This window comes from Cellulomonas gelida (assembly GCF_006538725.1).
GTDB lineage: Bacteria > Actinomycetota > Actinomycetes > Actinomycetales > Cellulomonadaceae > Cellulomonas > Cellulomonas gelida.
In genome coordinates this window covers 1-10,235 of sequence record NZ_BJLQ01000064.1, presented here as the reverse complement: position 1 = coordinate 10,235, position 10,235 = coordinate 1, and the positions used below count along the sequence as shown (strand labels likewise).

At 74.4% G+C, this 10,235-nt stretch carries 11 protein-coding genes; 9 read left to right on the top strand and 2 right to left on the bottom strand.

Going from position 1 to position 10,235, the window contains the following annotated elements; genetic code table 11:
- The 4 genes from CGE01nite_RS16245 to CGE01nite_RS16230 all read left to right on the top strand — a co-directional run.
- A partial coding sequence (locus tag CGE01nite_RS16245) for a fructosamine kinase family protein (RefSeq protein WP_141371723.1) occupies positions 1–782 on the top strand: 782 nt, incomplete at its 5' end.
- A gap of 156 nt (positions 783–938) precedes the next feature.
- Positions 939–2,450, top strand: a complete 1,512-nt coding sequence (locus CGE01nite_RS16240; RefSeq protein WP_141371722.1) for an SDR family oxidoreductase — start codon at positions 939–941, stop codon at positions 2,448–2,450.
- Between the two features lie 58 nt (positions 2,451–2,508).
- Positions 2,509–3,594 (top strand): DMT family transporter, encoded by a 1,086-nt coding sequence (locus tag CGE01nite_RS16235; RefSeq protein ID WP_229747570.1) that lies wholly within the window; start codon positions 2,509–2,511, stop codon positions 3,592–3,594.
- Positions 3,595–3,662: 68 nt separating this feature from the next.
- Complete coding sequence (locus CGE01nite_RS16230) at positions 3,663–4,661, top strand: serine hydrolase domain-containing protein (protein WP_141371721.1); 999 nt, start codon at positions 3,663–3,665, stop codon at positions 4,659–4,661.
- Positions 4,662–4,700: 39 nt separating this feature from the next.
- Here the strand turns inward: CGE01nite_RS16230 and CGE01nite_RS16225 are convergent, their stop codons facing one another.
- Both CGE01nite_RS16225 and CGE01nite_RS16220 read right to left on the bottom strand, forming a co-directional pair.
- Positions 4,701–5,093, bottom strand: a complete 393-nt coding sequence (locus tag CGE01nite_RS16225; RefSeq protein ID WP_141371720.1) for a cupin domain-containing protein — start codon at positions 5,091–5,093, stop codon at positions 4,701–4,703.
- A 104-nt stretch (positions 5,094–5,197) separates the two neighbouring features.
- Complete coding sequence (locus tag CGE01nite_RS16220; RefSeq protein WP_053071712.1) at positions 5,198–5,683, bottom strand: P-loop nucleotide/nucleoside kinase family protein; 486 nt, start codon at positions 5,681–5,683, stop codon at positions 5,198–5,200.
- A 190-nt stretch (positions 5,684–5,873) separates the two neighbouring features.
- On the opposite strand from CGE01nite_RS16220, the gene CGE01nite_RS16215 reads away from it, so the two are divergent.
- The 5 genes from CGE01nite_RS16215 to CGE01nite_RS16195 all read left to right on the top strand — a co-directional run.
- Entirely contained in the window at positions 5,874–6,710 is an 837-nt protein-coding gene (locus CGE01nite_RS16215) for a DUF4397 domain-containing protein (protein WP_141371719.1), read from the top strand.
- Between the two features lie 21 nt (positions 6,711–6,731).
- Positions 6,732–7,406, top strand: a complete 675-nt coding sequence (locus CGE01nite_RS16210; RefSeq protein WP_141371718.1) for a class F sortase — start codon at positions 6,732–6,734, stop codon at positions 7,404–7,406.
- Positions 7,407–7,417: 11 nt separating this feature from the next.
- Positions 7,418–8,119 (top strand): RNA polymerase sigma factor, encoded by a 702-nt coding sequence (locus CGE01nite_RS16205; RefSeq protein ID WP_229747571.1) that lies wholly within the window; start codon positions 7,418–7,420, stop codon positions 8,117–8,119.
- Positions 8,106–8,957, top strand: coding sequence for an anti-sigma factor (locus CGE01nite_RS16200; protein ID WP_141371717.1), 852 nt, complete (start codon positions 8,106–8,108; stop codon positions 8,955–8,957). Before CGE01nite_RS16205 ends, CGE01nite_RS16200 begins: the two co-directional genes overlap by 14 nt.
- A gap of 174 nt (positions 8,958–9,131) precedes the next feature.
- Positions 9,132–10,235: MCP four helix bundle domain-containing protein (locus CGE01nite_RS16195; RefSeq protein WP_170211005.1), on the top strand; the 1,104-nt coding region annotated here is incomplete at its 3' end.

The window sequence follows — 10,235 nt, the reverse complement described above, 5'->3', positions numbered from 1 at the left end:
CGGGGCTGGCCCGCCGCGCCGACGGCTCGTCGGTGTTCGTCAAGGCCTTCGACGTCGCGCCGTCGCCCGACGCGTTCGCCACCGAGGCCGAGGGGCTGGCCGCGCTCCGGATGCTCGGGGGCGCCGCGACGCCCGACGTGCTCGTCGTGACGCCCGACGTCCTGGTCCTCGAGGCGCTGCACACCCGCCCGGCCGACGAGGCGTTCTGGGCGCGGTTCGCGCACACGCTCGCACGCCTGCACACCACGACCCATCCGGCGTTCGGGTGGCACCGCGACAACTGGCTCGGGCGCCGTCGGCAAGTCAACACGTGGCACGACGACGGGTTCGAGTTCTTCGCCCGGAACCGGCTGCTGCGCTGGCTCGACGAGCCGCGGGTCGTCGCGGCGCTCGACCACGCGGACCGCACCGCGCTCGAACGGCTCTGCGCACGGCTGCCCGAGCTCCTGCCCGAGCGCCCTGCGTGCCTGACGCACGGCGACCTGTGGGCGCAGAACGTGCTGGCCACCTCTGACGGTCGGCCCGCGCTGATCGACCCCGCCGTGTCCTACACGTGGGCCGAGGTCGACCTGGCGCACGTGTGGACCACGGTCCCGCCGCCCGAGGCTCGCGCGTTCTTCGACCTGTACGCCGAGCTCACCGGGCTGGACGCGGGCTGGCGCGAGCGCATGCCGATCCTGCAGCTGCGCCAGCACCTGGCCGTCCTCGCGCAGTTCGACGACGACTGGGGCGCCGCCGACCACGTGCGTGCCACGCTCGCGCCGTTCCGCTCGCGCGCCTGACCGGTCGCTCGTCGCCCGCGTCCCGCGGGAACGAGGGCGAGCGGGGTGTGTGCAGGTGTGGTGGAGCGCACCCCCGCGGCGAGACGGCGCCGCGTACCATCTTTCGGGCCCGCGACACCGCGACGGCCACTCCCCCACTTGCAGGACGGACGGCGCATGAGCGCGCAGACGACCACGCCCGCGGACCCCGCGGCCGACCTGACGCCCCAGCAGCCCGGCGTCGACCCCACCGACTTCGCGACGTTCCTGCGGGTCATGGACCAGGTCGCCGTCCTGCCGCAGACGCACGCGCAGCACGCTGCCGCACGTCGCGCGTCGTCGGCGCTGTTCAAGGCCGCCAAGAAGCAGCGCCGCACCGAGAAGCGCCAGATGATCGCCGCGGCCGACGCCGCCGTGGTCGCGGCGACCGCGACCGGCAGCCCCGGGCGGATCGACGACGAGACCAACGGCCTGCCGCTGACCTCGTCGGCGACGAACGCGACCGCCGGGACCCTGCTGCGGGCGCGCCCGTGCTACGTCTGCAAGGAGTCGTACACGGTCGTCGACGCGTTCTACCACCAGCTCTGCCCGGACTGCGCCGCGCTGCACCACGCCAAGCGCGACGCCCGCACGGACCTGACCGGCCGGCGTGCGCTGCTCACGGGCGGGCGCGCCAAGATCGGCATGTACATCGCGCTGCGCCTGCTGCGCGACGGCGCGGACCTGACGATCACGACGCGCTTCCCGCGCGACGCCGTGCGCCGGTTCAGCGCGATGGAGGACTCCGCCGACTGGCTGCACCGCCTGCACGTCGTCGGCATCGACCTGCGCGACCCCGCGCAGGTGGTCTCGCTCGCGGACCACGTCGCTGCGCAGGGGCCGCTGGACATCCTCATCAACAACGCCGCGCAGACCGTGCGGCGCTCGCCCGGCGCCTACTCGCGCATCGCCGAGGCCGAGCTCGCGCCGCTGCCCGACGAGGGCGCGCGCATGATCACGACGTTCGGGCACACCAGCGACGCCCACCCGCGCGCGCTCGCCGGGTCCGTGAGCGAGCTGTCCAGCCCCGCGCTGGCGATCGAGCGCGCGGCCCGCGCGGCCGCCGACGAGCTCACGGCGCAGTCCCTGACCGCCCAGGCCGCGAGCCTCGAACGGCTCGTCGCGGGCACGTCGATCGACGCGGGCGGGCTGATCCCCGACGCGGCGGAGACCAACAGCTGGGTCGCGACCGTCGAGCAGGTCGACCCGATGGAGCTGCTCGAGGTCCAGCTGTGCAACCAGACGGCGCCGTTCATCCTGGTCAGCCGCCTGCGCCCGGCCCTCGCGGCCTCGCCCGCGCGCCGCACGTACATCGTCAACGTGTCCGCGATGGAGGGCGTGTTCTCCCGCGGCTACAAGGGCCCCGGCCACCCGCACACGAACATGAGCAAGGCCGCGCTCAACATGCTCACGCGTACGAGCGCCGCCGAGATGCTGGCCGACGGCATCCTCATGACCGCGGTCGACACCGGCTGGATCACCGACGAGCGCCCCCACCCCACCAAGGTGCGGCTCGCCGAGGAGGGCTTCCACGCCCCCCTCGACCTGGTCGACGGCGCGGCGCGGGTCTACGACCCGATCGTGCGCGGCGAGGCCGGCGAGGACCTGTACGGCTGCTTCCTCAAGGACTACGCCCGCTCCCAGTGGTGACCTGCTCCGCCCCGTGCGGTCCTGCGTCGGGCGCACGTCCGTGAGGGAGCATGGCGGGGTGAGGGACTCGGCGGGTGGGCGCTCCAGCAGGGTGCGGCACGGCGGGCTGCGGAACGGCGGCGTGCAGGCGGCACTGCTCGCGGCCGTGCTGTTCGGCGCGAGCGCCCCGCTGGCCAAGCTCCTGCTCGGCGAGGTCAGCCCATGGCTGCTCGCCGGACTGCTGTACGTCGGCGCCGGGCTGGGGATGGGCGTCTGGCGGCTGGTGCGCCGCTCGCCGCGGGTCCGGCTCCCTCGGCACGACGTGCCGTGGCTCGTCGGCGCGGTGGTGGCCGGTGGCGTCGCCGGTCCGGTGCTGCTGATGGTCGGGCTGTCCTCGATGCCCGCCTCGGGGGCGTCGCTTCTGCTCAACGCCGAGGGCGTGCTGACCGCGGTCATCGCGTGGGTGGTGTTCCGCGAGCCGGCCGGCCGTCGCGTCGTGCTCGGGATGCTCGCGATCGTCGCGGGTGCGGTCGTGATCGCCGTGCCGGGCGGGCAGGCCCAGGTCACGAGCATGGGGCCCGCGCTGGCGATCGTCGGGGCGTGCGCGTGCTGGGCGCTGGACAACAACCTGACCCGCAGGGTCTCGCTCACGGACGCGACCTGGCTCGCCGCGGTGAAGGGCTCGGTCGCCGGGCCGACGAACCTCGCCGTCGCGCTCCTGCTGGGCGCGCGGCTGCCGACGGTCGCGGTGACCGCGTCCGCGCTCGCTCTCGGCTTCGTGGCGTACGGGCTCAGCCTGGTGCTCTTCATCGTCGGGCTGCGGCACGTCGGGACCGCTCGCGCCGGGGCGTACTTCTCGGTCGCGCCGTTCTTCGGTGCCGTCCTCGCGGTCGCGCTCGGCGACCCGGTGACGTGGCAGCTGCTGCTCGCCGGCGTGCTCATGGGCGTCGGGACGTGGCTGCACCTGAGCGAGGAGCACGCGCACGAGCACACGCACGCCGCCGTCACGCACGAGCACTGGCACACGCACGACGACGGCCACCACGAGCACGAGCACGACGCACCCGTCGCGGCCGGGGTGCGGCACCGTCACGTGCACACGCACCTCGCGGTCACCCACACCCACGAGCACTACCCGGACGCGCACCACCGCCACGACCACTGACCCGGGGCACGTCCGCGGGTAGGCAAAGAGCTCGTCGGTCGTCGCCACCGCGACTTACAGTCGAGCCCATGTCCAGCCTCGACGACGAGCTCACGACCGCCGCCCAGGAGCACGACTTCTCGGGGGTGGTGCGCGTCGACCGCGCGGGCGAGCCGCCGCTGGTGCGCGCGTTCGGCCTCGCGAACCGGGCGTACGGCATCGCGATGACGCCCGAGACGCGGCTCGGCATCGCGAGCGGGTCGAAAGCCCTCACCGCGCTCGTCGTGATGTCGCTCGTCGAGCAGGGCACGCTCAGCCTGACGACGACCGCGCGCTCGCTGCTCGGCGCAGACCTGCCGCTCGTCGACGACGCCGTGACGATCGAGCACCTGCTCGCCCACCGCTCGGGGATCGGCGACTACCTGGACGACGACGCGGACTCGGGCGAGTACCTCATGACCGTCCCGGTGCACCGGCTCGCGACGACCGAGCAGTTCCTCGCGGTGCTCGACGGGCACGAGCAGGTCTCCGCCCCGGGCGAGCGGTTCTCCTACTGCAACGGCGCGTTCGTCGTGCTGGCCCTGCTCGCGGAACGCGCGAGCGGCGTGAGCTACCACGACCTGGTGCGGCAGCGCGTGCTCGCGCCCGCGGGCATGACGGCGACGGACTTCCTGCGGACCGACGACCTCCCGGGCGACGTCGCGGTGGGCTACGTCGTCGTCGACGGCGAGGTGCGGACCAACGCGCTGCACCTGCCGGTCCTGGCGACGGGCGACGGCGGCGCATACGCGACGGTCGGGGACCTGCACCGGTTCTGGACCGCGCTCGACGAGGGTCGGATCGTGTCCCACGAGACCGTCGCGACGATGACGACACCGGTCAGCGACGTGCCCGAGGAGGGGCTGCGCTACGGGCTCGGCTTCTGGCTCGACCCGGCCGGCGACGGGCTGCAGCTCGTCGGCGCCGACGCGGGCGTGTCGTTCCGCAGCGGTCACTCGCCGTCGACGGGCACCACGTGGACGGTCGTCGCGAACACCTCGGACGGCGCGTGGCCGGTGGCGGAGACGGTCGTCGCGGCGCTCCCCTGACGGCGGGCGACGCGCGGAGCCCCGCGCGTCGCCCGTCGGTCACTCGGTCGGGGGCTCGTCCTTGCCGGACTCCTCCGCGGCGTCGGCCTCTTCCTTGGTGTGGTGCACGGCCCCGTCGGCGTGGTCCGGCGGCCCGTAGACCGTGTAGAGGATCAGCGGGTTCTCGCCCGTGTTGAGGAAGTTGTGAGTCCGGCCCGCCGGGACGACGACGAGGTCACCCTGCGCGACGTTGCGCTCCTCGCCGGAGACGACCGCCTTGCCGGTCCCGGAGACGAACGTGAGGATCTGGTCGACGTCCTCGTGGACCTCCTCGCCGATCTCGCCGCCCACGGGGATCGTCATGATGACGAGCTGGCTGTGCTTGCCGGTCCACAGCACGCGCCGGAAGTCCGGGCTCTGCTGCGCCACGGTCGCGATCGTCCAGTGCTCCACGGATGCTCACCTCTCACTCGCTGATGACCCGTGGCCATGATGCTGCGTCCGGGCCGCCCGCGCCTGCGCAGAGGCCGCTCGCCCATGCGCGGAGGCCGCCGACGTCAGCGCACGACGACGACCGGGCCCTCGTCCGGGTCCGGCGGCTCGAAACCCTCGAGGTAGTCGCGCGCGAGGTCGGGCGGCACGACCACGTCGTGCGGACCGGTGCCGGCTCGTCGGGCCAGGCGACGCAGGACCTCGTCGCGCGGCGTGGCCAGGTGGTGGACGACCGGTACGAGGCCGAAGGGCGCGACGAGGGCGCGGTAGGAGTCGCGGGCCGCTCGGGACCAGAAGGACGTGTCCACGACGACGTCACGGCCCTGTCCGACGAGGGCGACGAGCTGCTCGCGGAGCCGCGCGTGAACGACCTCCGCGACCGGTCCTGGCACGGGGTGGGTGCGGTGGCCGAGCCGCCACGCCTCCTCGTCGAACGAGAGCCGCGCGAACCCCTCACGCTCGAGCCGCAGCGCATGCGTCGACTTGCCGGACCCCGCGGGTCCGCACACGAGCACGACGCGTGCCGACCGCTCACGCTCGGATACGTCCACGACGCCATCCTCATCGGCCCTGGCGTGGGCGTCGAGCTCATAGGGGTGCGGCCCCGATGGGCGCTCGCCGACACGCGACGGGACGGCATCGGCGGAAGAAAGTGGGGCGGAGGTGCATCCGTGCGGCGCGCTCGGCCGGAAGAGGGTTCGTCAGGCGCCATCCCGGCGCTGCTCTCCGGAAGGACGCACCATGCGCACTCGACTTCTCGCCGGCGCCGCAGCCGGCGCCCTCGGTCTGGCCACCGTCGCCCTCGCCGCCGGGCCGGCCTCCGCCGCCGACGAGGCCCAGCTCTCTGTGCTGCACGGCGTGCCGGGCCTGACCGTCGACGTCTACGTCAACGGTGAGCTCACGCTCGACGACTTCGAGCCCGGCAAGCTCGCCGGGCCGCTGGCCCTGCCCGCCGGCACGTACACGGTCGCGATCACGGCGGCCGACGCCGCGGACGACAGCGCGCCGGCCATCGGTCCCGTGGACCTGAAGCTCGCCGCGTCGACGAACTACACGGCCGTCGCGCACCTGGACGCCTCGGGTGAGCCGACCGCCACGCTGTTCACCAACGACACGTCCACGACGAAGCCCGGCGAGGGTCGGATCACCGTCCGCCACGTCGCGGCGGCACCCGGCGTCGACGTGCTGGCAGGCACGGACGCGGTGATCACCAACCTGGAGAACCCCGACGAGAAGGTGCTGAACCTGCCCGCGGGCACTGTCCCGGCCAGCGTCGTCGCCACCGGGACCACCGAGCCCGCCCTGCTGGGCCCGGCGGACGTGAACGTCACCGAGGGGACCAACACGATCCTGTACGCCTGGGGCAACGCGACCGCCGACCCGTCGACGCTGGCCCTGGCCACGCAGACGATCGACGGCCTGCACAGCGACCCGACCGCGGTCCAGGCCGGTGAGCTGGGACTCGTCGCGGACTCGGGCTCGACGCAGCTGTGGCCGTTCGCGCTCGGCGCCCTCGTGGTGCTCGGCGCGACGTCCTTCGTCGTCGCCAACCGTCGGCCCGCACGCGCCGGCCGCTGACCCGCAGAGGCCGACCCGACCATGGCACGACGCCGCCTCCCGCTGACCAGGGCCCTCACCCTCGCCCTGGTCAGCGGGCTGGTCGCCGCGCTGCTCGCGGGCTGCTCCTCGAGCAGTCAGCGCACGCCGCAGCCGGCACCTGCCGTGACGTCGACGCCACCCGGACCCACGGCCACGGCGGGGCCCACCCCGGCCCTGCCCGCCGTCCCGGTCCGGGACGCGACCGCACCGGCGCCGACCCCCCTTCCGGCGCCGGTGCGGATCGCGGTCCCCAGCGAGGACATCGACATGGCGGTGATCCCCGTGGGGGTCGAGGACGACGGCAGCATGGAGCTCCCCCCGGACGCGGACGAGGCCGGCTGGTACCGGTTCGGGCCCGTGCCGGGCGGCGAGAGCGGAAACGCGCTCCTGGCCGCTCACGTCGACTCGCGGCGCAGCGGGATCGGGCCGTTCGCGGCACTGCGCGGCGTCGAGCCTGGCGCGTCGGTCGTCGTCACGTCGTCCGACGGCACCCGGCACGCGTATCGCGTGACGACCGTCGAGAAGATCGCCAAGGACCAGGCACCCCTCGACGTGTGGTTCGCCCGCAGCGGCCCGCCACGTCTGGTGCTCGTCACCTGCGGCGGGGCGTGGCAGGCTGACATCGGGCACTACGCCGACAACGTCGTCGTCACCGCCGAGCCGACGGGTGACTGACGATGTCGGCGGTGGCCGTGATCCAGGCGCAGCGTGCGCGGTCGAGCACCACGACGAGGGACATGGAGAGCTGGGTGACCGGTAGCGGCGCGGAGCGGTCCGACGCTCCGCTGCGCTCGGTCCCGCTCGCGCCCGACGAGCCCCGCCGCCGCCCGGACACCGACGGCGAAGACGTCGAGGCGCTCGGCGCGGCGTTCGCGGCCGGCGACGAGGACGCGGTCCGTGAGGCCTACCGCCGCTGGTCGACCCTCGTCCACACGATCGCCCTGCGCTCGCTCGGGACGGTCGCCGACGCGGAGGAGGTCACGCAGCAGGTGTTCGTCGACGCGTGGCGGGGCCGGCACCGGTTCGACCCCACCCGCGCGCGCCTGCCCGCCTGGCTGATCGGCATCACGCGGCACGCAGTCGCCGACGCGCACGAGCGGCGGTCGCGCGACCGCCGGCTGGTCGCGGGCGTCGAGGGCGCGCAGCCGCGCGCCGAGCACGTGGGCGCCCCCGACGACCGCGTCGTCGACAGCGTCGTGGTGGCCGACGAGCTCGAACGCCTCGGCGACCCGCAGCGCACGATCCTGCGGCTCGCCTTCTACGAGGACCTCACGCACGACCAGATCGCGACCCGGTTGGACCTGCCGCTCGGCACCGTGAAGAGCCACGTGCGGCGTAGTCTCGCCCGGCTGCGCAACCGATGGGAGGTGGACGGTGCCGTTGGATGAGACCCACGTGGACGACGACGTGCTGGCCCTCCTGGCTCTCGGCGAGGACGCGGGCACGCCCGACGAGCGCGCCCACCTCGCGCTGTGCGAGCGGTGCGCGGGCGAGGTGGCCGCGCTGAGCGAGGTCGTCGGCCTGGCGCGCGCCGCGGACACCGAGATGGTCGCGCCCGGGCCGCAGGTGTGGGAGCGGATCGCCGCCGAGCTCGAGCTGACCCCTGCCGCACCGGCGACCGGCGCGCACGCCGCGCCTCTCGCGGGGCCGGGTCCGGGTCCGGTCGTCGGGGAGCCCGGGCCTGTCGTCGGGGAGCCCGGGCCTGTCGTCGGGGAGTCCGAGGCGGGACCCGGGACCTCCGAGGCCGTCGTCGGGGAGCCGGACGCGGTCGTCGTGCCGCTGACCCGTCGGCGGCGCGTCGCGTGGGGATGGATCGCCGGGGCGGCCGCCGCGGGCGTGGTCATCGGTGGCGTCGGCGTGGGCTGGGTCCAGTCGCGCGACGACCGCGCGCAGACCGTGGTCGCCACCGCGACCCTCGAGCCGCTGCCCGGCTGGTCCGCCGAGGGTTCGGCGACCGTCCAGGTCGCGCGCGACGGGACCCGCACGCTCGTCGTCGACGTGGCCGAGGACACCGCGCCCGACGGATTCCGCGAGGTGTGGCTGCTGACCCCGGACGTGAGCGGCCTGGTCAGCGTCGGGACGCTCGCGGGCTCGTCGGGCCGGTTCGACCTGCCCGCGGGTCTCGACCTCGACGAGTTCTCCGTGGTCGACGTGTCGCAGGAGCCGTTCGACGGCAACCCCGCCCACTCGGGCGACTCGATCGTGCGCGGCGCGCTCACCGCCTGACGACCCTGCGCGCCACCCGGCGCTCGCGCGCGCCGCTGTGCCCCGGAACCGCTCGTCGGCGCGCTGAGAGTGACGTGGGCGACTCATCCCGACGACTCACACATCTCGCCCAGGAACCGATGGGGACATCGCCCGGGCAGCCGTTCGGGTGACACTCCCACGAGGTACATGCCGATGAGCTCCCAGCCGTCCACCCGCCGTTCCGCCCTGCGGGGCGCACGCTCCAGCGTGCTCGCCAAGATCCTCACCGCCGTCGGGATCGGCGCGATCGCGGCCCTGATCATCGGCGTCGTCGGGCTGACCGCGCTCGGCTCGGCCGCCGCGCGCACGACCGAGCTGTACGAGCACGACACCCTGGGTGTCCGCCTCACGCAGCAGGTCCGCTACGACTTCGCCGCGTACCGCCTCGCCTCGCTCAGCGCGACGACCGCGACGACCGCGGAGGCCAAGGCGAGCTACGAGAGCGAGCGCACGACGACGAAGGACGCGCTCACCGCGACCGGTGCCGAGCTCGACGCGCTGGACCTCGAGGGCGAGCTGGACGTCGCGGTGGACACGGTGCTCACCGACATCGAGAGCTACCACCAGCTCTCCGACGAGCTCGTCGCGCTCGCCGCCGCGGGCGACATGGAGACCTTCGACCGCAAGCGCGCCGCCGAGCTCGTGCCGCTCAGCACGGGCATCCTCGACGAGCTCGAGGGGATCGCGGACGGGCAGGCCGACGAGGCGAGCGAGACCGCCGCCGAGGCCCGCGCCGCGAGCACCCAGACGCGCAACATCCTGCTCGTCGTCATGGCGGTGGGCGTGCTCGTCGCGGTCGGCCAGGGCATGCGCGTGGCCAAGAAGATCGTGCGCGACGTCAGGGCGGTCCAGTCCGGCCTCGACGCGCTGGCCGCGGGCGACCTGACGGTCGAGACGCACGTCAAGGCCAACGACGAGCTCGGCGAGATGGCCGGCGCGCTGGACCGCGCACGGACCAGCCTGCGCGAGGCGCTCGCGAGCATGGGCGAGTCGTCGACGACCGTCGCCGCCGCGTCCGAGGAGCTGGCCGCCGCCGCGCGTCAGTTCGCGTCGTCGCAGGACGAGACCACGGCGCAGGCCGGTGTGGTCGCCGCCGCGGCCGAGCAGGTCTCACGCAACATCCAGGCCGTCGCCGCGGGCAGCGAGCAGATGGGCGCGTCCATCCGGGAGATCGCGCAGAACGCGAGCGAGGCGGCCCGCGTGGCACACACCGCGACCGGCGTGGCGTCGCAGGCGAACGACACGGTCGCGCGGCTG